15 protein-coding genes and 1 tRNA gene are annotated in these 22,244 nt (G+C 63.7%); 7 read left to right on the top strand and 9 right to left on the bottom strand.

The features are described 5' to 3' along the window. Positions 1 to 62 precede the first annotated feature (62 nt). Together lepA and ACQY7R_RS22930 are read right to left on the bottom strand one after the other, a co-directional pair. The gene (gene lepA / locus ACQY7R_RS22935; protein WP_428307879.1) at positions 63 to 1,880 is read right to left on the bottom strand and encodes a translation elongation factor 4; all 1,818 of its coding nucleotides are present in this window, start codon (positions 1,878 to 1,880) and stop codon (positions 63 to 65) included. A gap of 147 nt (positions 1,881 to 2,027) precedes the next feature. Next, on the bottom strand, positions 2,028 to 3,071 hold the full coding sequence (locus ACQY7R_RS22930; protein ID WP_428307878.1) for an ROK family protein: 1,044 nt from the start codon (positions 3,069 to 3,071) through the stop codon (positions 2,028 to 2,030). Between the two features lie 271 nt (positions 3,072 to 3,342). Between ACQY7R_RS22930 and ACQY7R_RS22925 the strand changes: the two genes are divergently transcribed. After that, positions 3,343 to 4,359, top strand: a complete 1,017-nt coding sequence (locus ACQY7R_RS22925) for a S1C family serine protease (RefSeq protein WP_428307877.1) — start codon at positions 3,343 to 3,345, stop codon at positions 4,357 to 4,359. Positions 4,360 to 4,528: 169 nt separating this feature from the next. On the opposite strand, the gene ACQY7R_RS22920 is transcribed toward ACQY7R_RS22925, so the two are convergent. From ACQY7R_RS22920 to ACQY7R_RS22910, 3 genes are all read right to left on the bottom strand, one after another. After that, entirely contained in the window at positions 4,529 to 5,812 is a 1,284-nt protein-coding gene (locus ACQY7R_RS22920; protein ID WP_428307876.1) for a PQQ-binding-like beta-propeller repeat protein, read from the bottom strand. 216 nt (positions 5,813 to 6,028) lie between these two features. Continuing rightward, positions 6,029 to 7,234 carry a hypothetical protein gene (locus ACQY7R_RS22915; RefSeq protein ID WP_428307875.1) on the bottom strand — a complete coding sequence of 402 codons (1,206 nt, stop codon included), beginning with the start codon at positions 7,232 to 7,234 and terminating at the stop codon, positions 6,029 to 6,031. A 496-nt stretch (positions 7,235 to 7,730) separates the two neighbouring features. Beyond that, a complete protein-coding gene (locus ACQY7R_RS22910; RefSeq protein WP_428307874.1) occupies positions 7,731 to 7,985 on the bottom strand; it encodes a hypothetical protein in 255 nt (84 codons plus the stop codon). A 415-nt stretch (positions 7,986 to 8,400) separates the two neighbouring features. Between ACQY7R_RS22910 and ACQY7R_RS22905 the strand changes: the two genes are divergently transcribed. Both ACQY7R_RS22905 and ACQY7R_RS22900 read left to right on the top strand, forming a co-directional pair. Continuing rightward, positions 8,401 to 11,718, top strand: coding sequence for a CHAT domain-containing protein (locus ACQY7R_RS22905; protein WP_428307873.1), 3,318 nt, complete (start codon positions 8,401 to 8,403; stop codon positions 11,716 to 11,718). 78 nt (positions 11,719 to 11,796) lie between these two features. Continuing rightward, on the top strand, positions 11,797 to 13,095 hold the full coding sequence (locus ACQY7R_RS22900) for an esterase-like activity of phytase family protein (protein ID WP_428307872.1): 1,299 nt from the start codon (positions 11,797 to 11,799) through the stop codon (positions 13,093 to 13,095). Between the two features lie 25 nt (positions 13,096 to 13,120). Here the strand turns inward: ACQY7R_RS22900 and ACQY7R_RS22895 are convergent. After that, a tRNA-Gly gene (locus ACQY7R_RS22895) sits at positions 13,121 to 13,191 on the bottom strand. A gap of 89 nt (positions 13,192 to 13,280) precedes the next feature. Beyond that, a complete protein-coding gene (locus ACQY7R_RS22890; RefSeq protein ID WP_428307871.1) occupies positions 13,281 to 14,597 on the bottom strand; it encodes a hypothetical protein in 1,317 nt (438 codons plus the stop codon). A gap of 234 nt (positions 14,598 to 14,831) precedes the next feature. Here ACQY7R_RS22890 and ACQY7R_RS22885 point away from each other — a divergent pair, with 234 nt between their 5' ends. From ACQY7R_RS22885 to ACQY7R_RS22875, 3 genes are all read left to right on the top strand, one after another. Continuing rightward, on the top strand, positions 14,832 to 15,467 hold the full coding sequence (locus ACQY7R_RS22885; protein WP_428307870.1) for a TVP38/TMEM64 family protein: 636 nt from the start codon (positions 14,832 to 14,834) through the stop codon (positions 15,465 to 15,467). 79 nt (positions 15,468 to 15,546) lie between these two features. Further along, entirely contained in the window at positions 15,547 to 16,218 is a 672-nt protein-coding gene (locus ACQY7R_RS22880) for a phosphoribosyltransferase family protein (protein WP_428307869.1), read from the top strand. A 110-nt stretch (positions 16,219 to 16,328) separates the two neighbouring features. Then, the gene (locus tag ACQY7R_RS22875) at positions 16,329 to 17,912 is read left to right on the top strand and encodes an alkaline phosphatase D family protein (RefSeq protein WP_428307868.1); all 1,584 of its coding nucleotides are present in this window, start codon (positions 16,329 to 16,331) and stop codon (positions 17,910 to 17,912) included. Between the two features lie 137 nt (positions 17,913 to 18,049). Here the strand turns inward: ACQY7R_RS22875 and ACQY7R_RS22870 are convergent, their stop codons facing one another. Further along, positions 18,050 to 19,294 carry a PEP-CTERM sorting domain-containing protein gene (locus ACQY7R_RS22870; RefSeq protein WP_428307867.1) on the bottom strand — a complete coding sequence of 415 codons (1,245 nt, stop codon included), beginning with the start codon at positions 19,292 to 19,294 and terminating at the stop codon, positions 18,050 to 18,052. A gap of 317 nt (positions 19,295 to 19,611) precedes the next feature. Here ACQY7R_RS22870 and ACQY7R_RS22865 point away from each other — a divergent pair, with 317 nt between their 5' ends. Next, the gene (locus tag ACQY7R_RS22865; protein ID WP_428307866.1) at positions 19,612 to 21,180 is read left to right on the top strand and encodes a glycosyl hydrolase family 8; all 1,569 of its coding nucleotides are present in this window, start codon (positions 19,612 to 19,614) and stop codon (positions 21,178 to 21,180) included. Here the strand turns inward: ACQY7R_RS22865 and ACQY7R_RS22860 are convergent. Then, positions 21,177 to 22,208: an AI-2E family transporter gene (locus ACQY7R_RS22860; protein WP_428307865.1), complete on the bottom strand. Its 1,032-nt coding sequence runs from the start codon at positions 22,206 to 22,208 to the stop codon at positions 21,177 to 21,179. The genes ACQY7R_RS22865 and ACQY7R_RS22860 overlap by 4 nt on opposite strands. Positions 22,209 to 22,244: the final 36 nt, after the last annotated feature.

The raw sequence follows: 22,244 nt of genomic DNA, 5'->3' as shown, positions 1-22,244 counted from the left end.
CAGGCAAAAGGCACAAATCTCTTTGTGAAATCCTTCGTGCCTTCGATTCTTCGTGGCGAGTCCTACTTCTTCTGCCCCGTTTCCTCGCCCGTCTCAAGAACCGCGAGGAACGCCTTCTGCGGGATGTCGACCATGCCGATCGACTTCATCCGCTTCTTGCCTTCCTTCTGCTTTTCCCACAGCTTGCGTTTGCGGCTGATGTCGCCGCCGTAGCACTTGGCGGTGACGTTCTTCCGCATCGCGGAGATGTTCTCGCGGGCGACGATCCGCGTGCCGATGGCCGCCTGTAGCGACACCTCGAACATGTGCCGCGGAATTTCTTCCTTCAGCTTTTTGATGATCGCCCGGCCACGAGAATCCGCGTCGCCGCGGTTGCAGACGATGCTGAGCGCGTCGATCCGCTCGCCCTTCACCAGGATGTCCATGCGGCAGAGGTCGTCGGCGCGGTAGCCGAGGATCTCGTAATCCATCGTACCGTAGCCGCGGGTGGTGCTCTTCAGCTTGTCGTGCATGTCGTAGATCACGTCCGCGAGTGCGAGATCGTAGACGAGCATCGCCCGCGTCGGCGAAAGGTACTCCGTCCGCACATACGTGCCGCGACGGTCGGCACAGATCTTCATGATCCCGCCGATGTATTCGGTCGGCAGAATGAAGTTCACGCGCACGATCGGCTGGCGGAACTCCTCGATCTCACCATGATCGGGCACGCGTTGCGGCGTGTGAACTTCAAGCGTCTCGCCCGACTTAGTGACGACCTCGTAGGTGACGTTCGGCGCCGTCTGCACGAGGTCGATGTCGGCTTCTTCTTCGAGCCGTTGCTGGACGATTTCCATGTGCAGCAGCCCCAGGAACCCGCAGCGGAAGCCGAAGCCGAGGGCATCGCTCGTTTCGGGTTCGAAGTCGAAGCTGGGGTCGTTGATCTGCAGCTTGTCGAGCGCTTCGCGAAGTTGCTTGAAGTCCTGCCCGTCTGAAGGGTAAAGGCCGCAGAAGACCATCCGCTTGGGCTCTTCGTAACCTGGCAGCGCTTCGGCCGGATGGTCGCCGGGAACGGTCACCGTGTCGCCGATTTGCACGTTGCCGAGCGACTTGATGTTGCAAACGAGATAGCCGACTTGGCCGGCGCTAAGTTGGTTGGCGGCCTTGCGCTGCGGGGCGAAGTGTCCCAACTCAACCACTTCGTGCGTGGTTCCCTGCTGGACGAACTTAATCTTCTGGCCCTTCTTCACCGTGCCGTTCATCACGCGAACGTAGGTGATAGCGCCGCGAAATTCATCGTAATGGGCGTCGAAGACCATCGCCTGGAGCGTCGCCTTCGGGTCGCCCGTCGGCGCCGGGACGCGTTCGATCACAGCCTTGATGACATCCTCGCAGCCAAGTCCCGTCTTGCCGCTGCAGCCGAGGACTTCGTCGGCGTCGAGGCCGAGCGTCTGCACCATCTCCTCGCGGACCTGATCGGGGCGAGCGTGGTTCAGGTCGATCTTGTTCATCGCCGGGACGATGGTGAGATCATGCTCCATCGCCGCGAAGGCGTTGGCAACCGTCTGGGCTTCGACCCCTTGGAAGGCGTCGACCAATAGCACAGCACCCTCGCAGCAAGCGAGCGATCGCGAGACTTCGTAATGAAAGTCGACGTGGCCTGGCGTGTCGATCAGGTTCAACTCGTACTTCTGGCCGTTGTACGTGTAGTGCATCGTGACGGCGCGGGCCTTGATCGTGATGCCGCGCTGCCGCTCGATCGCCATGTCGTCGAGCATCTGCTCCTTCGACTCACGTTTGCTCACCGCGCCGGTGATCTCCATCAGCCGATCGGCAAGCGTACTCTTGCCGTGGTCGATGTGAGCAACAATCGAGAAATTGCGAATGAACTTTGGATCAATCATATGACGTCGATATAGTAGCCGCGGCTCAACGAGCCGCCGGAGCGATCAAAACAAATGTCGAATGTGGAATGCTGAATGGGGAGTTAGAAGGTTGTACGCCGCCTCGGCGACTTCCCCCATTCCCCATTCAGCATTCCCCATCCGTTCTTACCTCGCCGTCGCCGCCAGCAGGTACTCGCGACGAGCCCAGCCGGCCGCGCCGATGTACCCAGCGTCGCCGCCGAGGTGGGCGAAGTCGATGTGAATATTACCCCGCAGGCTGTGAATCATCCGGCCGGTCGCTTCCTCGCGGATGCGGGCCATGAACCGTTCGCCCAGCGGATTGCCGTCGCCGCCGAAGGTCATCGCTCCGCCGATCACCACGCTTTCGGGGTCGATCGAGTGGACAGCCGTGACGAGGCCGATCGCCATGTAGCGGGCCGTTTCCATGATCAGGTCGAGGCACAGCTGGTCGCCGCGTTCGCCTTCCTCCGCGATCATCTTAGGCGTGAGTTCTTCGCCGCGTTCAATGCGGGCCCGCAACGCACTCGGCCCGCCATGCGCGAGGGCCTCTTCCGCTCGACGAATGAGGGCGTACGCTCCGCAGTAGCCTTCGAGCGTGCCGCGGATGCCAAGCGAGTTGATCGGCGCCTCAGGGTGGCAATCGATGATGATGTGGCCGAGTTCGCCGCCGCAGCTGTGAACGCCCTCGATCAGCATTTCCTCGACGATAATGCCGCCGCCGATGCCGGTTCCCATCGTGAACAGCACCATGCTGCGATATTCGCGACCGGCGCCCGCCCAGTACTCGCCGTAGGCGGCCGCGTTGGCGTCGTTCACGTAGGTGACGGGGTAACCGCACGCGCGGCTGACGAGATCGCGGATCGGCGAGTTATGCCAATGGGGTAAGTTGCCGGGGCCCAGCAGCATGCCAGCCTTGAGGTCCATCGGCCCAGGCGTGGCGAGCCCCACTCGCGCGACGTCGCCTTGATGCAGGCCCGATTCGTCAACCAACGACCGGACGGCGGCACCGATGCGATCGGCCGCGTCGGCTGGGCCGCGCTCTTCGTGAGTTGGAATCGACCGATAGGCGACGGGCCGGCCGCCATCGTCGACGATCCCAATCTTGATGTTCGTGCCGCCGACGTCGACGCCAACCAGCAGAGGCCGACGAGCAGCCGCCGCGGGGAGAAATTGTGAGGTGTCAGCCATCGTAAGCCCGGGAGAGGAAATCGCCGCAACTACTGTCAATCAAGGGGATTCGAGCAAGCCAGCCAGTATACGGGGGGGCCGGCAGACCCGCAATTCGAGCAGGGAGCCGCGGGTCAACGACCCGCCGGAGCGGTGATCGATAACTGCATGCTTCCCAGCGTCCCCGCTCCGGCCGGTCGTTGACCGGAGGCTGCTGAGCCGCACCTTCCGCTTGACTGCTCCGTACAATTCCCCAGTTAAACATTCGTACACCCGCCTTTGGACTCCCGCCATGTCCCGCCCCATTTCCCCCAATTGGCAATTCGCCGCCGGCGATTCCTCGTCCGCCGACCGGCCACAGCCGGCTCGCCCCGAAGGGGACGCCGCCGCTGCTAGCGATCTCGACCTGCTCGACGCCTACTCCCGCGCCGTTATAGGCGTTGTCGAAGGCCTCGGCCCGACGGTGCTTTGCATCGAAGGCCCGCGCGGCGATACCCGCGGCGGCAGCGGTTCGGGCGTGCTGCTGACTCCTGACGGCTACGCCCTCACCAACAGCCACGTCGCCAACGGGCGGAGCAAACTCACGGCCGTAACCGAAGAAGGTGACCGCCTCGACGCCGAACTCGTTGGCGACGATCCGCTGACCGACCTGGCGCTGGTGCGGCTGGCTGCTCGCGATCTGCCGTTTGCGGAACTTGGCGACAGTGACGGCCTACGCGTGGGGCAGCTCGTGATCGCCATGGGCAACCCGCTCGGCTTCCGCTCGACAGTTTCGACCGGCGTCGTCAGCGCGACGGGCCGGGCGATGCGCGGCGTTGGCGGCCGGCTCATTGAGAACGTGATTCAACACACCGCGCCGCTCAACCCCGGCAACTCGGGCGGGCCGCTTGTCGATACCCGCGGCCGCGTCGTTGGCGTCAACACGGCGATCATCGCGATGGCGCAAGGGCTCGGGTTCTCGGTGCCGTCGAATACTGCGCATTGGGTCGTCGGCGAGTTGCTCGCTCACGGCGAAGTCCGTCGTCGCTGGCTCGGCATCGCAGGCACGACGGTTGGACTGCCGCGAACGCTCGTGCGCGAGCTTGACCTGCTCGCCGACGAGGCGATCGAAGTGCTCAGCGTCGACCCGAACGGCCCCGCCGCTCGCGCTGGCCTGCAGACCGGCGATGTGATCGTCGCTGCCGCGGGTCGCGTGACGATGACCGTCGACGATCTGACGCGAATCGTCTCGCTCGCACCCGCAGGCGAGCCGTTGGAGCTGTCGATCATCCGCAACGAACAGCTGCGCGAACTGGCAATCGCTTCGTAATTGTAGCCGCGGGTCAACGACCCGCCGGAGCGGTGATAAATGGGGAATGCTGAATGGGGAGTGTGGAGAAAACTACAGGGATTCGATGCCTCCCCATTCCTCATTCCCCATTCGGTATTTGATTATCATCGTTCCGGGCGGTCGTTGACCGGCAGCTACTTGAGCGGAGCTACTTGTCGGCCGCGGGGCCGTCTTCGTCGGCGCCGAAACAGAAGAGGTGATCATCGCCGCGAATCAGCAGCCGATCGCGCACCGGCACCGGAGTCGCTACGACGCGCTCGCCGAGTTCATTTCCTCTTTTGTCGGTCAGTAGTTTGAAGCCATCGCTCACGTCGACGACGAATGCCGTGCCATCCTCCCGCACGCAGTAGAGGGTATCGCCAGCCAGCACTGGCGAAGCAAAATACTTGTCGCCTCCCTTGGGCAGCGCGCCAGCCCACAGCTCTTCGCCCGTGTTGACGTCGCGGCACTCGAGTCTTCCTTTGTCCGAAAGCGTGTAGACTTTGTCGCCGCTGATGATCGGCGTCGGCACGTCGGGACCTTCGACTTCTTCTTCCCACAGGCGGTTCGATTCGGTGACGTCGCCCGCGCCGCCGAGCTTCACGCCCGCCAGGAACTTGCCGCGGCCGAACGGCACGACGGCGACTTTATCGTTCATCGCATGCGAGGCGATGACGCGCCACATCCCTTCTTCCTTGGGGTTGAAGCCGGCGCTCTCCCAAATCAACTCGCCCGTCTTCGCATCGTGGCCGGTGAGATGGTCGGCGCCCCAGGTGACAATCACCTCGCGGCCGCCGATGTTGGCGACCTGCGGCGTCGTGTAGGCCTGATCCGATTCTTCAGGCCGTTCGTACTGCCGCTTCACCTTCCAAACTTCTTCGCCATTCTTCGGGTCGATCGCGACTAAGTAGGAATCGCCGGCCTGGAGCACGGCGATGACGATGTTTCCCGCCGCGAAGATTGGCGACGTGCCGAGGTCCCACCACAAGGTGTTTTCGCCGTAGCGTTCCTGCAAATTGAACTGCCACTTCTCGTTGCCGGCGAGATCGTGGCAAGCGACGCGGCCACCTTTGAAATAGGCGACGACGATATTGCCGTCGGTCAGCGGCGACGAGTTGGCGCCGGTCCCCTTCGGATGCTTCCCCTCTTCGCCGGGGCCGAGCGTCTTCGACCAACGCTCCTTACCGTCGAAGCCGTAGCACAGCAGAACGTCCTGCCCGCCGTCGCTTGTGGTGAGGAAGATTGCATCGTCCCACACCACCGGCGAGGAGCTGCCCGCGCCCGGCACGTCGATTTTCCAGACGACGCCATCTTCGCCGGAAAACGCAACAGGGTAGTTGCCTTTGTCGGCGACTCCTGCGGCGTTGGGCCCGCGCCACTGCGGCCAGTTGTCGGCGGCAACGAGTGAGGAATGCCAACCAAGGGCAACGAGCGTGACGAGTGCGAATCGCATCAGAGACTCCGGGCACGAAAGCCGGGGGAGAATGCTGTGGAGAACAGCCACCCATTCTATCGCCGCGGCAGGGGCGCGTCACCCAATTGGACTGGGTGGCATGCTCTCGGCCTTCAAGCCGTGAGCATGTGAGCCTTGAAAACGCTCTACGATGTCCATGGCCACGACGGAGTACCGTCGAGACCATGCCACCCAAGCGGCAAAGCCAAATAGTCGCTAAGAATCGACTAACGCGGATCTTAGCTCAGTCGAAGAAACATCCTCACGAAACTCGCCGGCAGAAACTTCATCGCAAATCGCGGCGAGCGCCGGAGGTAGGTTGAGGTCGCTAAGCACCGTGAATTCACCCTCAATCATCCGGCCAAACGCCAGGAACCGGCAACCTTGCGAGGCGATCTCCGAAATCGCCGCGTCGCGGCGGACTTCGTCGCCGTCGTAGTACCGCGGCTCCGCGATCCGCGCAAGCGTGTCGATGCCGACCACAAACGTCGCCCGCGGAAACAACTCCGACTTCTCACGGAACGTGGGGGCGCGCGTCAACGCGACCAGCCGTTTGTCGTCGCTCGCCCGAATCGCGGTGATGCGCTCTTTCATCGACATGAAATCGAGCGGCAACTTATCGACGTTCGTGATCGAAAGCTCCCAGGCGGCCGGTGCCTTCACGCGCTGCTCGGCAATTTCCATCATCCGCAGATGCCCGGCATGCGGCGGATTGAACGCCCCCGGAAAGACGATGCCCACCGCAGGGCTATCCGACTCCGGAAAGTAATTGAACGACGATTCCGCCTTCAAAACGGCAAAACGCCGCTTCCCCATCAACAGGTCTTGCTGCGGAAATTCGCCGCGGCCGCCGTTTACTTGCAACAGTTCATCCTGGCGGCTCGTCGGCAGCGATTGGTAAAGCTTAGCGTCTTTGACGCCGCAGGCCCCAGCGATGATCCACAGCAAGAAACTTGTTGACGCGCGCTCGTCGTCCGCGCGATTCGGCGTGATGTCGGCCAGGCAGTACGACTCTACCCACGTCTGCTCCGCGCTTTGCCAAGCGACGTGAATCCGCCGGCCTCCCAGCTTCGGCCGATCGGTCGCGAGGCTCGCCGTTGCCCCAACGCCCAGCAGCGAACGCGGATCGGCCGCCGGAGCGAGTCCGCGCGCCCGCATGTACGACGCCATCGCCATCGCTCGCGCGGTGGCCGCGCTGCAGGCTTGCTCCGGCACGGCGCCGATCCAGTCGACTAGCGCCGCATGGGCGTACGGCACCACCGCCTCCAGCATCGTGCGCGAGGCGCCCGGCGTCTGGAGCAAGGCGCTCACAGCACCGGTGCCGCCGCCGGTCACGGCGAGCACCATCTGCCGGCCGCTCGCATGAATCTGCGCAGCAACAGCAGGCCAAGCCACCGCGGAATCGTCGGGAAGAGTTGCCACGATTGAGATCCAATCAGCAACGAAGGGCAGGGGAGGGGCCAAAGAGTGCGTTCAGCATGAACGCTGCGGCCGGAAGGCTCAAGATGTGGGCAGTGTGAACTGCGGGTTGGGGCAGCACGGCCGGGGGCGAGGACGCCCCGGCTCGCTCAGAGGTCCTTCCTGAACCCTGAACCCCGAGACCTGAACCCTCTGCTGGCCCCGCGGGCAAAGACGCCTGAGGGGCGCCGCGCCGTTTCCAGCGCTACGACCCCTCAGACGCCTGCCACGCTAGGCGCCACCCCCCCGAGTTGTCGCCAACAGCCGCGCGGGTGTGCGCGACCATCGGCGACTGGCGTTGAACCCACCAAAACGGAACCGTACCGGTTCCGACCTGCCTACCTATCACGAACTTTGTAAACCCACGGGCCAATCGATCGCGGCCAGCGCGCGGAGCGACCTCCGCGACTCAATGGGCGTTATTTGAATGCTGCGAGAAGCGTGCCGCATTGCTGCGACGTTACGGCTTCTGCGCCGCCTGCGGTTCGCTCATTTCCTGAGCCCGCGCTTCGGACAAGGCAGCCGCCTCGTTCGCAAGTTTGAACTCAGGACCAGGAGCGTAGTACTGCACGTCGTCAGACAGATGATAGGGGCTGGGGAGCGTTTGCCCCGCCACGTCGATCTGACACCCGGTCGACATGCCGCACGCTAGCAGCAGCAAGCCGCCTGCCAGCATTTGAAACCGCCCCGAGCGATTGGAAGTCGAAATGTTCACGATGGGCTCCCAACAGGAGTCTGTTCTATCACGGTCGCCGCTCGTCGGCGTGCCCCGTAGCTCGCGGCGCCAGCGTGGCGACGACAAACCTTACAACCGTTATCGGCGGCACGACCCGCAAACTTTCACTTCCGCCATAATTTTTGCCTCTCAGCCGTGCCGGCCGGCCCGCCGGCTAACCATCACTCCTCACGCAGCGTCCCGAATCACCCGCAGACAGCGTGCGAATTCGCCTGCCCGAATCGCTCTATTCAGCCCCAATTGCAAGCATTTCCACGGCGGATTGCTAGAATGAAAGCCAGTGCCAAGCGCTCCCCGCATTCGCCTTGGCGCCTTTGCTGACGCCGTGCTTCCGTTCCTTCACAGGCTCGACGGGGCCGGCCGCTTCAGCCCCGGAACAGAGAGAAAAACGATCATGCAAGCATCAGCTAGCGGGCTGAAGCTCGCGTCTTGGGCAGTCCTCGCGGCGATAATGATCGCCGCCGGCGCTCGCACGGCGCAGGCTCAGCTTGGCGACACGATCCCTTCGCGCGCGTACTACAACGGCGTTGATGAGCTCTACCGCGGCGACCTGCGCGACGCGCAGCGCACGTTTACCCGTTCCTTTACCGGCGGCGTGAAGACGCTCGGTCCGACGGGCACGATTCGTTGGATCGACTCGATCTGCTATCACGCGATGCTCGGCGAGACCCTCTATCACTGGGGGCAGCCTCAGCAGGCCCTGCAGCAGTTCGATCAGGCTTGCACGCTCTTCCTCCAGTACCCGCGGTGGATGATGCGGGTGCAGTTCAATCCGCAGATCAACGCCGATACGTCGCTGACGCGGGTCGTCATTCCCTGGGGCATTCCCCAGCGCCCGTTCGTCCCGGGGAAGTATCCGACGACAATGCCGATCTCGCAGGGACAGGTCGATGCGAGCCAGCAGATCCAGCAGGGCGGCGTGGTTCAATCGCCTCAGCTATGGCCCGTCGACGTCGTCGAGGTCGTCCGCTGCACCGCGCTCGCGCTGCGCCGCCGCAACGAAATTCTGGGACCACTCGGGGCGCATGACGCCATCTCGAAGAACGTCGCCGCCGCACTCGCCCGCGGCGGGCATCCGCCGAACCATTGGTCGGGCGCTTGGACCGACGTCCTCTACGGCATTGCCCTCGCCGGCGTCGGCGATCGTGAGCAAGCGCAGCAGCGTCTTGAGCGCGGCATGCTCGTGGCAGGCCAGTTCGATCACCCACTCACCTGCGTGGCGCTCCTGGAGCAAGGACGGCTGGCGCTCGATCGAGGCGACGCGGCGGCAGCCGACTTCTTCACGGAGGCCAGCTACTCCGCTTACCTATTTCGCGACGTCGGCCTTGTTGACGACTCGCTCCGCAACCGTGAGCTCGCGCGCTTCGCGGCGGGGATCGTCGATCCCAACCAACCGCTCGTCAATGCCGCCGCTTGGGCGCGGCGAGAACGCTACGACTTGATCTCCGCGCGGCTCGGACTCTCAATGGCCGACGAACTGCTCACGGCCAACGACGTGAAAAACGCGGCGGTCGCACTCACTGCCGGCGTGGCTCTGTTGCGCGACGCCCGCACGGGCATTCTTGGCAATTACGCGCAATACCTTGACGCGCGCCTGCAGTTCGCCCAAGGCCGCGGCTCGGCCGATGCGGCGATGGCCACGGCGATCACCGGCCAGCAGAAGATCTCGCATCAGCTCTTTCAGATTGGCCTCGCGAACCGGATGTTCGACGACCAGACCCTCCCGATGCGTTCTGCGTCGACGGTCTACGAAGTCCTGCTGTCCGACCCGCGCCCCATCGATGTCATGACGCGGCCGATCGAAACGATCGCCGCCGCGGCGACCGCGCAACCGCAGGCCTTCGACCGATGGATCTTGGCGGCCATCGATCGCAAGAACATCGCCGCCGTCCTGGAAGTCACTGACTTCGCAAAACGTCGGCGATTCCATAGCGATCTCGCCTGGGGGGGCCGGCTCGCTGCACTGCGCGACGTGGCGCTTGCACCGGTCAATCGCCTGACGCCGCAACAGCACCAGCAGCAGACGGAGATTTTTGCACGGTACCCAGGGCTGGCCGATGCGGCCGCCGAAACGGCCCGCCTGCAGCAGCAGTTGAGCGCCGCCTGGATCCCCGGCGCCGACGAGGCGGCGAAGAAGCGGTTACCCCGACTCTGGAGCGACTACGGCGACGCCGTCGCTCGTCGCGAAGATATTATCGCCAATGTCGGCTTGGCTCGCCTGCCGGCTGATATTTCCTTCCCGCCGACAATGGCTCCGATTGATTTCCAGTCGAATCTCCAGCCCGGCAAGGCGCTACTCGTGTTCCACGACACGCCGGACGGCATGCTCGCCATCCTGCTCACCAACAAGGCGGTTACGAATTGGAACCTTGGCCCTTCGAGCCGACTAGGCGGCCAGGTGGCGGAGTTCCTCCGAGCGATCGGCAACGTCGACGCGAATCATGAGGTTCCCGTCGAAGAACTCGCGTCCGACAAATGGCAGGCGAGCAGCGCTGAACTCTACAAAGCAATCTTCACCGGAGCCTCGATCGATCCAGCGGCGCTAAAAGAGTTGATTGTCATCCCCGACGGCGTCCTCTGGTATGTGCCGTTCGAAGCGCTCATCCCAAAGGTCGATTCGCAACCGAAAATGCTGTCGGACATTGCGACGATTCGTTACGCCCCCACCGCAGCGTTGGCGTTCAGCTTTGACGGCACGTGGCGAAGGATTCAGCGCACCGGCCTCATCGCCGGCGCCATGATCCCGGGCGACGAACCTGAGCAAGAGAAGCAGGCGCTCGCCGCCCTGCAGGAGGCGATTCCCGGACCGATGCCGCTCGCCACGCCGGCGCCCGCCGCAACGCCGCTGCTAGCGACGCTGCTCGATGCGCTCGTCGTGCTCGATGAAGTCGATGCGCTTGGTTCCGATCCGCTCTCTTGGTCGCCGGCTCCGATCGACCGCGTCGCTCAGCAGGGCTTTCTCGATCAGTGGATGGCAATCCCCGGCGACGGACCGCAGCGGATCCTGCTCCCGGGCATGCACACAGCGGCCGAACGTGGCGGTAAAGCGTCGCGGCGGCGCCGTGGCGGCGGAGACGCCGTGGCCCCCGGTGACGAGTTATTTTTCGCGAGTTGCGGGCTGATGTCAGCCGGCGCCGACACGCTGCTGCTCAGCCGCTGGCGCGTCGGCGGGCAGACGACGCTCGACTTGGTGCGCGAGTTCATTCAAGATCTTCCACACAACGCCGCGGCGAGCGCCTGGCAACGAAGCGTGCAGCTGATCCGCGAAACGCCCGTCGATCCGGCCGCGGAGTTGCGAGTGAAAGAGGGCAAGGAACCGGTCGAGTTCACCGCGAAGCATCCATTCTTCTGGGCGGGCTATTTGGTCGTCGACGCTGGCTGGCGGCCGGTGGAGCAAGAAGACCCCGCTGTCGATCCTGCCGCTGCACCGGCGGCAGAGCAACCACCCGCAGGCGCCCCCGCGGCTGGCGCGGCGCCGGTTCAACCCGGCGCGCCGGCCCCTCCGTCGCCAACTGCTCCTGGCGCCATTGCTGATCAGCCAATGAAAGAGGCCGACCCCAAGGCTCCGCTCCCAGCTCCAGCCCCCATTCCTGTAAAGCCTGCTCCGTTGCCGCCAAAGGAAGGGGAAGCTCCCGCTTCGCCGCCAGCGACGCCGAAACCTGATGGCAAACCGGGGCCGGGAAGCCTCCCGCCGTTGGAAGAGCCGAAGTAACCCTGTGCTGCATGCTCGCTGGCAGCCGGAATGGGTCGCTTCAGTTAGAATCAAGCTATGTCAGCGGCTCCCCTCATCATGCGTTCGACTCTCGCGACGCTGCTCATCGCTGCGTGCGCGGAGCTCGGCCACGCCGCCAATTGGGCGGTCACGCGCGTTAATCACGCGTTTCTCACGCCGCCAACTGGCGTCACCGTCACGGAAATGAGCGGCATCACCTACGTTGGCGAGGTCGACGGCCTCTCTCGGTTCATCGCCGCTGAAGAGACGAAGGGCGAACTCATCCAGTTCGATCTCGCGTTCAGCCCGGCGGGCGGCATTGCCGGCGTCTCGAACATTACGCCAATCGACATCGTCGCCACAAACGACTTTGAGGGGATCGCGTATACGAACGCAGCTCGCAATAGCGTCTTCCTCGCCTCGGAGAATGGCGTCGGCCTTCGCGAAGTCAGCCTTACAACCGGCGCCAATCTGCAGAACGTCACGCTTCCCGCGGTGTTCGCCAACGCCCGAGCCAATCTCAGCTTTGAATCGCTCACCCGCGCCGCTGACGGCAGGTCGATGTGGACCGCTAACGAGCAGGCCCTCACCGCCGATGGTCTGCCGTCCACTCCCACTGCCGGAACAACCGTGCGGCTGTTGGAACTAAGCGTTATTGGCAACGCAGTGACGCCGGCCCGTCAGTTCGCCTACGTCGTCGATCCGATTCACGGCTCATCGACGCTCGGCACGCCGCAAAGCGGCCTCTCCGATCTCGCGCTCATGCCCGACGGCACGCTGCTGGCACTTGAGCGGTCCGTCGCCCTCGCGACTCCGATCTATCGGAGTCGGATTTACGAAGTCGATGTCGCCGGCGCTACAGACGTGAGCGTTGCACCGCTCGATACAGGGCTTACCGGCAAGTCATTCACCGCCGTCGGAAAATCGCTCCTCTGGTCCGGCGCCGTCGATGCTGCTTCTGGCCAGAACATGGAAGGCCTAACGCTAGGGCCGCGACTCCCTAACGGCGACTGGTCGCTCATCGGCGTCGTCGACAACGGCGACGGAGCCAGCGGCAACACGCTCGTGGCGTTCACAGCGCACTTAGTTCCCTCGGCAGACTTCAACGCCGACGGAGCGATCGACGGCGCCGATTTCTTGCAGTGGCAGCGGGGGGCGGGACTCGCCGCGAATGCAACGCATCAAGAGGGCGACGCCAACCTCGACGGCAAGGTCGATGCGGCGGACCTCAACATCTGGAAAGCAGCGTTCGGCGGCCCCGCGGCGCCAGCGGTTCAACCAATCCCCGAACCCATCGCCGCCACGCTAGCCATCATCGCGCTAGCCGCGATCCATCCGCGAATAAAAAAGCCGCGATCGTCGATCGCGGGCATCTAACCCCGAATCGCTAATCGCGGCCCAAAGCGGGTGAAGGGAATCGAACCCTCGCCTAAAGCTTGGGAAGCTTTCGTTCTACCATTGAACTACACCCGCAAGACTCTCCAAGTCTACTCCACCCTCCTGGCCATGGAAAGCCACCGGCGTTCGCCCGTGGCAACCGCCGCATCCTGAGACTCCGACCGCTACCGCTCGCCCTTCGCCGCCGGCGCTTCGCTATCTTCCTGCTCGGCGTCCTTCGTGAGTGCATCCAACCGCCGGGTGAGCTCATCCTCTTCGGCCGCCCCTTCGAGCGACGTCAAAAAGTCCTCTTCCTCGGCATTGAGAGCAGCGAGTTCGTTCCGCACGAGATCGACCGTCTCGTGCAGCGCCCGCGGAGCGGCGACGAAACGGCGTTCGCTCTTGCTGAGCCCGTCGTAGTAGAGCCGCACGAACGAGTGGTGCCCCGCCAGTTGTTCGAGTTGCTCGACGAACCGCGCGATCTCGCCTTCACTCAGCCGGCCACGACGGGCGACGATCGTGGCGTCGATTTCGTCGAGGCCTTCGTGATAGCCGCGGATCTGGGCGTTAAGCTCGGCCAGGTTGACCGTCACGGGCTCCACCGGAACGGGCGGGACGGCTGGCGGCTTCGCGGCAACCCTGGGCGTGCTCGGCGTCGTCGGCGTTGCATCGACGATGGCCTTCGGCTCCGTCTCGGCTGGCGCCGCTGCAGGCGGCGACTGTTCTGCCACCGCAGTTGGCGCGGGGACGACCGGCTTCATCCCCTGCGGTTTTTCGAGCGGCTGCGCGTTCTCGCTTGCGCGCGGCTGCTGCGCGGCAGCAACGACCGGCGGCGTTGGGGCAGGGGGGGCTTGGCGCGGAGTCTCCTCAGCGAGCGCGACTCGTGGCTTTTCTGCTGGAGCCGGAGTTTGCGACGGTGCAGGAACGACGGGCTTCGCCGCGACAATGCGCTGCGACGCCTCATCTGGCGGCGCGGGCGCGTTGGCCTGCTGCGATCGCGGCGTTAGACGAATCTCTTTCGCCCGCGGCGGCGTGTAAGCTTGATTTGGTTTTAGGGTGACGTCGCGCGGCGGTTGCGCTGGCTGCGTAGCGGGCGCCTTCGCTGATGGAACGGCTGCGGTCGCCGGGGCAGGGGAGTCGGTCGCAGGCAGCTCAGCAACGACGGCTGGCTTGCCGAAAGTCGGCGTCGCGGGAAACTTCCCGCTCTCGCCTGGTAACGACGCCACGACCGCGGCCCGCAGCCACTGTTCGAGCAACTGCGAGTCCGCCGGTGATTGCGGTGACTTTTCGAACGCTGCGAGCGTCTGCTCCAACTCAGCTTGCCGCGCCGTCCGCGTCCGCCCGTCGTGCCGCCACGACATTTCGATCTGGAACCGCACGTCCGACGCGAGCGATTCGACGCGCACGCCGTCATTCTCTCCTGTCGGCTGCGCCGTCACGCCTAGGCCCAAGATTCCGAGCGCCACCAAGGCGCTCACAATCGTCGTCATTCGTTCGCTCATTGTTGCCCTCGCCATCGCTGATCGGCCATCCTCGCCACGCTTCCTTGCCCGCTCTCGCTGGTGCGCGAGACAGATTGGGGATTTCCGTCCCCGTACTTTCCGCTCAAACTAATACCGCGGGCAACGTCCGCACGAACCGACCGATAGTCGGTGCGCATCGCAACTCGTTGCTCGCAGTTGCACAAAGTTAGAACCTCGCCGACTCAAGTCAAAAACCGACGCCGCCTGCCGCGCATGATCGACCGCTCTCTGCTGAAACCGCTGCTGCTCGTGACGGTCGTGCTGGTTCTGCCGCTGGCGATCCTGGCGTTTCACGGCGAGGCCTACGCCGACGCCCTGCAGCGTTGGCGGGACGATCCCCCGCCGCGGCCGCTGCTCGCACTCGCCGTCGTCGCCATCCTCGCCAGCGACGTCCTGCTGCCGATTCCCTCGGGACCGGTGAGTACGCTTGCGGGGAGCCAACTCGGCTTCGCGCTCGGAACGTCGGCGTCGGCGCTCGGCACGACGCTCGGTGCAGCAATCGCTTTCGCACTCGCACGGCGGTGGGGGCGGCCGCTGGCGGAGCGCTTCGCCTCGCCCGCGGCGCTTGCCGACGCCGATCGCGCGTGCCAGGAGCATGGCCCATGGGTGCTCGCGTTCACGCGGCCGCTGCCGATCATCGCCGAAGCCGCGGCGCTCGTGTTGGGAGCGCTGCAAATGTCGTGGCGAACCTTCCTGCCGCCGGTCGTCGTGAGCAACATCGCGATCGCCGCGGGATACTCGCTGCTCGGCGTTCAAGCCGCCTCGGGAGGCTGGCTGCCGATCGCTCTAGCCGGGAGCATTGCCGTGCCGCTAGCGATTGCCGCGCTCGTTCGCCGGCGGTGGAAGTAGCCGCTGCCGGCTTGGAAACGGGCCGGCACTAGCTTGTTAGAATGACCGCCAACCGCCCCCCGCACTCTTCGAGCTTCTCATGCCAGATCAATCAGACGCCGCGCAGGCCGCCACTGAAACGGAACAGGTGCTCGTCGAGTGCCGAGCATTGCTCGCCGACGATCACTTCGTCTACATCTCCGGCGACCACGGCAGCGGCTGGGTCGACAAAGACGCGATCTTCGTCGACTTGCAGCGCGTCCGGCGACTCACCCATTTGCTGGCCGCTGCCGTGCGCGATCTCAACGCCGAGATCCTCTGCGGCCCAGCGACCGGCGGTTTGATCGTTGCGCAGTGGACCGCTTACGAACTCGGGCTACCCGCGGTCTTCGCCGAGCATACGCAACCACGCACCGCACAGCAGCTGCGCGGCGAGTTCACGTTCCACCGCGGTTATGATCGACTCGTGGCAGGGCGCCGCGTGCTCGTCGTCGACGACGTCGTCAACACGGGGCTCTCCATTCGGCAAACCGTTGCTGCGGTGCAAGCCGCCGGCGGCGAAGTCGTGGCCGCAGCGGCGCTCGTCCATCGCGGCAACGTCGATGCGGCGGGGCTCGGCGTTACCGACTATCGCTATCTCATGGAGTACGACATTCCCGACTGGACTGCCGCGGAGTGCCCTCTCTGCCGAGCTGGCGTTCCGGTGAACACGCGCTACGCCCATGGCCAAGATTATCTCGACGCCCAACAGCAACGGGCCGCCGATGCGTGAAGCCTGTTGAGCGACGAACTCCCTTCGCGCGACGTTCGCATTCCCTTCATCTTGCCCTGTTAGGCTGAGCGAAGTTCCTCACCACTTCGTCGCCTCAGGCTGATCGCAAGATGCTTTCCGCTGAAGATTTTCGCCGTCACGCCCGTCGCTCTGGCGGCGTCGACCGTCGTTTGTTCATGGCCTTCGTCGGCAGCCTTACCGCAGCGCCCCTCGTGCGAGCGGCCGATTCGATTGGCTCGCGTTCCCCGCTCGGCGAAAATCCGTTTCAGCTCGGCGTCGCCTCGGGCGATCCCGACGCCCGCAGCGTGCTGCTCTGGACGCGACTGGCGCCGCAACCGCTTAAGCCGGCCGGCGGCATGAAACCCGAGCCCGTACAAGTTCGTTGGGAAATCGCCGAGGACGACAAGTTCGCCAAGGTCGTCAACAAGGGCCGCGTCACCGCGACGCCGCAACTCGGCCACTCGATCCACGTCGCCGCCGATGGCCTGCAACCCGATCGTTGGTACCACTATCGCTTCATGGTCGGCGACGAGGTGAGCCCCGTTGGTCGCACGCGCACAACGCCGGCGGTTCACGTTACTCCGGACCGCTTCAAATTCGCCTTCGCCTCGTGCCAACATTACGAGTCGGGTCACTACGCCGCCTATCGCCACATGGCCGAGCAAGATCTGGACATGGTGGTCCACCTCGGCGACTACATTTACGAAGGCAAGGCCGGCAACGACGGCGTCCGGCGCCATGTCGGCAAAGAAATCGAATCGCTCGACGACTACCGCATCCGCCACGCCCTCTATCGCAGCGATCCGCTGCTGCAGGCGATGCATCAGCAGTGCCCGTGGATGGTGACGTGGGACGATCACGAGTTCGACAACAACTGCGCGGGAGCGATCTCGGAAAAGCACGGCGTCGATCCCGTCGAATTCCTGATTCGCCGCGCGAATTCATACCAAGCCTACTATGAAGCGATGCCGCTGCGGCGGCGTTCGTTGCCGACCGGATCCGATATGCGGCTCTATCGCAAAATGTCGTTCGGCAATCTCGCCGACATGCTCGTCCTCGACACGCGGCAGCATCGTAGCGACCAACCAAACGACGATCGCGGCCATGCGATCAACGACGACTGCCGATCGCCCGACGTGACGATGCTCGGCCAGCAGCAACGCCAGTGGCTCGAATCATCGCTGCTGAAATCGCAGTCAAAGTGGAACGTCCTCGCGCAACAAGTGATGATGGGAACCGTCGACCATCAAAAGGGCGAGAAGCAAGAATTTTCGATGGACCAGTGGGCCGGGTACCTCCATGAGCGCAACGGCCTGATGTCGTTCCTCGCCGAGCGGCGAGTCCCTAACCCCGTCGTCATTACCGGCGACATTCACTCAAACTGGGTGAACGATCTACGCGTCGACGATTTCGACGCCGGCGCCCCGGTCGTGGCGACCGAATTCGTCGGCACCTCGATCTCTAGCGGCGGCAACGGCCCGAAAGAATCGAAGGCGATGGAGCAACTGCAGCGCGAGAACGCCTGCGTGAAGTTCCACGACCGCCAACGTGGCTACGTCGCCTGCGAACTCAACGCCGACGAGTGGCGAAGCGATTACTTCGTGGTCGACGACGTCACGAAGGCCGACAGCAAAGTCGAGAAGTTGGCGACGTTCGTCGTCACCGCAGGTCGGCCGGGAGCGGAGCGGACTTAAGACTCACTCGGGTATTTCGCTGCGTGCAACAGAACGCGACGCAGCCGTCTTTCGAAAGTCTGGTCGCGTAACGGGCGTTCCCCAAACGCCCGCTACGCGCTCAACCAGAATTTCTCCAGCGAGAGTTTACTCAGCGACTAACTACGACGACGCGCTGCCAATCCCAGCGCAGCGACGCCGAGCAGGCTGAGGCCAATGGTTCCCGGTTCCGGCACGGCAGCTACCGGCGGCGCGGTCTGACCAAAGTTCGCCTTCCATGTCGCCAAGTCGGCGGGACTCGTCGGCGTCGGCGAGCCGCCGCGCTGCCAAACAAGGAAGTCGGCGCCGTCGACTTTATTGTCGCTGTTGAAGTCGCCGGCCAATCCAGGGGGCGCCAAGCTCGTGACCGTCAGGTTGTCGAACAGCGTGAAAACCAACGACGGGTAGCGGGCTGTGCCGGTGTTTACGTCGGAAGCGCCAATGAGAATGTTCTGACCGCCGAGCGTGACGCTTGCCGCATCCACCGTGGCGATCAAATTGTCGTTGATCGCCCAGGTGACGGCATTACCGTTTTTGGTCACCGTGATCTTCTGCCAGGCGAAGCCGATTGAACCAGCTGCAGAAATTCCCAACATCGGGTTAGCGATCGGGACCGGCGTGGTAGGTTCCGTGTACTCATTTGCAGCAATCGTCTGCTGCACCGCCGGAGCTGATACCGAAGGGAACAGGTTCGTGTAGAAAGTACTCTCGCTTTTCAGGGCATCTGCAGCGGCGCCTGCTGCGTAGACGCCCGCCGTAGTTCCAGCGATCGGCGCCGCCACGCCGGGCAGATACGCGCGATAGTCATCGGCAATGCCGCCGTCGCCTGTCGTCGCGAATGTGACGCCGTCGGGAATTCCCGTGGCGATCGCCCCTGGCTGGCCCAAAACCGCTGGGGTGGTACCTGCAGTCCCCACGCCGAAGTAGACGTTGTTTGTCCCGCCCTGCGAATTGACGTTATCACCGAGGTTGCCATTGTAGCCAAAGTAGTTGGCCCAGGCATAAAACTCCAACTTGTAGCTCGTTCCAAAGCTCTTCCCAGTCGGCGACAACGAGAGGCCCGAAATCGTACCAGTCGGCCGCGTCGTCACTGGGGCTTCAGGCGTGCCGGGTATGTTCGCCCGCAACCGTAGGCCGAGCGTATCGCCCGATCCCGGGGCCGCCGGAATACCGAGTGCGCTGTAATCGAACGCGAACGTCGCCGATTGCTTCGGAATGCTCGCCGCTGGACCGGCGTTCGTCGTCCACGAAGCGCTCGAATTGACGTTGAAGTTATCGCTGAACAGAACTTGTGCACTTGCACTGGCTGCCCCCAGCGTTGACGCGGCGAGACAAATGCAAACGTGCAGCGGAGAAATCTTCATGTGCCAACTCGCAGAAAGCCGTGAGGAATGAAATCTACACAACCGAATCGCTCGTCGTGGCCGCCGAAGCCGAGCCGTAGCGACGCATCCTCTCGACATGGCTCGCTCCTGTCAAATTTACTTCCCCGCGCATGCGCATTTGCGAGAAATTACGAGCCAAGTTTGATGAAGCTCCTTCAATGGGGCGGTTTTCTCGACGAAATCCGGCCTGCGCGCCCCAGAATTCTGGGTAGCTATACTAGAAGACCGTTCCAAAACTCCTCGTCTCGTCAACTCGGCAAACCGCGCAATCGCCGACCCATCTAGGATTGCTCGTCATGCCATCGTCGCTAAGCCTTGCCCCGCTCATGGGGGCGGTGCGCGCTCGTCTTCAGCGCGCCTTGCCGGTCGTCATTCTGTTGGCCTCGATCCTGTCACTGGTAACGACCGCTTACGCCCAACAATTTCCGTTTGGCGTTCAACACCAGAGCTACCGCTCGGGAACTCTCTTTCCCACGAACTACACGCGCACGCAGCTTAACCAACACGTTGCCGCCTACTACGACGTCTGGAAGGGCCGTTGGCTTGCCGCCGATGCCGCCAGCAGCGGCTGGCGCGTGAAGTCCGACTCGTCAGGCCGTACCGTCTCGGAAGGGCAGGGGTATGGCATGGTGATCGTCGCCGCGATGGCCGGGCACGATCCGCAGGCCAAGACCATCTTCGATGGACTCTGGAAGTTTCGGCTGGCCCACCCCAGTACGATCGACAATCGCCTCATGGACTGGGAAGTCCCCAACCCAAGCGGCAACGACAGCGCCTTCGACGGCGACGCCGACATCGCTTACGGCCTGCTGATGGCACACGCTCAGTGGGGAAGCGACGGTGCGGTTGACTACCTGAGCGCCGCGAAGAATGTGATTGCCGGCATCCGCGCCTCGACCATCGGCCCGCAAAGCAAGCTGCCGATGCTCGGCGATTGGGTCAGCCCGAACGGTTCGACCTACAGCCAGTGGACCACGCGATCGTCCGACTTCATGCCGGGCCATTTCCGCGCCTACGGCGCCGCCACCGACGATCCCGCGTTCTGGAATAGCGTCGTCACGGCGACGCAAAACGTCGTCACCGACATCCAGTCGAACGAATCGGCCAACACGGGGCTGCTTCCCGACTTCATCAAGCTCGTCGGCGCCTCGCGCGACCCGCAACCCGCGCCGAACTTGCTCGAAGGCGCCAACGACGGCAACTACTGGTACAACGCCGGCCGCGATCCTTGGCGACTCGGCGTCGATGCCATTCTCAACAACGATCCCATCACGCTCGCGCAAGTGCAGAAAATCTCCAACTGGGCTCGCACCAGCACCGGCGGCGACCCGAACAAAGTTCGCGGCGGGTATAAGCTCGACGGCACGGCGCTCAACAGCTGGCAAGACATTTTCTTCATCGCCCCGCTGGCCGTCGCCGCGATGACCGGCGAAGGCGCCGTCGACCAGCAGTGGCTCAACAGCCTCTACAGCCGCGTCTACCAATCGCACAACACGGGCGACTACTACGGCGACGCCGTGACGCTGCAATCGCTGCTCGCCGTGACCGGCAATTTTTGGGATCCGATGGCGGTGCTCAGCACGGCGACGCCCGGCGATTTTGATCAGGACGGCGACGTCGACGGCGACGATCTCAGCCGCTGGAAGACAAACTTTGGCGTTGGCAATCAGGCTGACGCAGACGGCGACGGCGATACGGACGGGGCCGACTTTTTAGTTTGGCAGCGGAACTATCAGCCAGCGTCCAGCATCGTACTCAACGGCTCCGCTACGACGACCGCCGTCCCGGAACCGAGCGCTGCGTACCTCGCCTGCTGGTTGATTGCAGCGGCCATTGGTTCAAGCATCCGCCGACGCGCCGGTTAGCGGCTCGCTGCAGCTCGCCCCGGCAAGCGCCCGCTCAACAGTTCCGCGAGCGGCCGCGTCGTCTCGAACTCCGCCAGCACGATGCGAAGCATTGCCATGATCGGCACCGCCAAGAACATGCCGACGATTCCCCACAGCAACCCCCAGAACGCGAGCGACAGCAGGATCGTTACCGGGTGAAGTTCCAGCCCGTGCGACATCAACCGAGGCGCAACGAAGCTGCCAATGACGACGTGAATCGCCGCGGGGATGGCCACGACGGCGACGATCAGCCACGGGTTGTTGAACGCCGCGAAGGCAATGGGAATCGGCAAGAGCGTCGAGACGATGCCGCCGATGTTCGGGATGTACGTGAGGATGAACACGAGAAACGCAAAGAGCCACGCCATCGGTAGCCCCAACATCCACAGCACGCAACCGACCAGCGTCGCCGTGAGCGTCGAGATGATCGTCATTTCAACTAGGTATTCGCGAAACGTCCGCTCGATGTCGGCCATGATGCCCGTGCGGCGTTTGTGGGAATCGCGCCCGAACAGGAGAAACACGACGAAGATAATCACCAGCAGCGTGTGCGAGATCAGCCCCATCAGTAGCGTGGCGCTCTGCGTGACGTACTGCGGCACGCGTTCCTCGATCAAGGCGACGACCTTCGCTTGGTCGATTTGAATGTTCCGCGACTGCAAACTGTCGAAGAGCCGTTCGCTCAGATCGCCGACCTGCTGCCCGTAGTCGCTGGCAACGGCGATCATCGCTTGAAACGCAGCGACGAACGCCAAGCTAAGCAGCGATATCAATGCGGCGACGACCAATAGCGTCGTCACTACCGCGACCCAACGGGGAAAGCGAAGCCGCGTCACCTGGTAGTCGAAGAACGGCGCCACCACCGTCGTGATGAAAATCGCCAGCACGAACGGAATCATCACATCGCGCGTGTAAACAAGCGCGAACGCCAACGCCACCGTCGCCAGAATCATCAGCGAACAAACGGCAATCCAAACCTGCTCTTTGCGAAGCCGCCGATGTTCCATGAGAGCGCTCGCCCATGCGTCAGAACGATATTCGTT

It is taken from the genome of Lacipirellula sp., assembly GCF_965279485.1.
Taxonomy (GTDB): Bacteria; Planctomycetota; Planctomycetia; order Pirellulales; family Lacipirellulaceae; genus Lacipirellula.
Note: the sequence above shows the minus strand (reverse complement) of the source record. Positions and strands in the feature narration are given on the sequence as shown.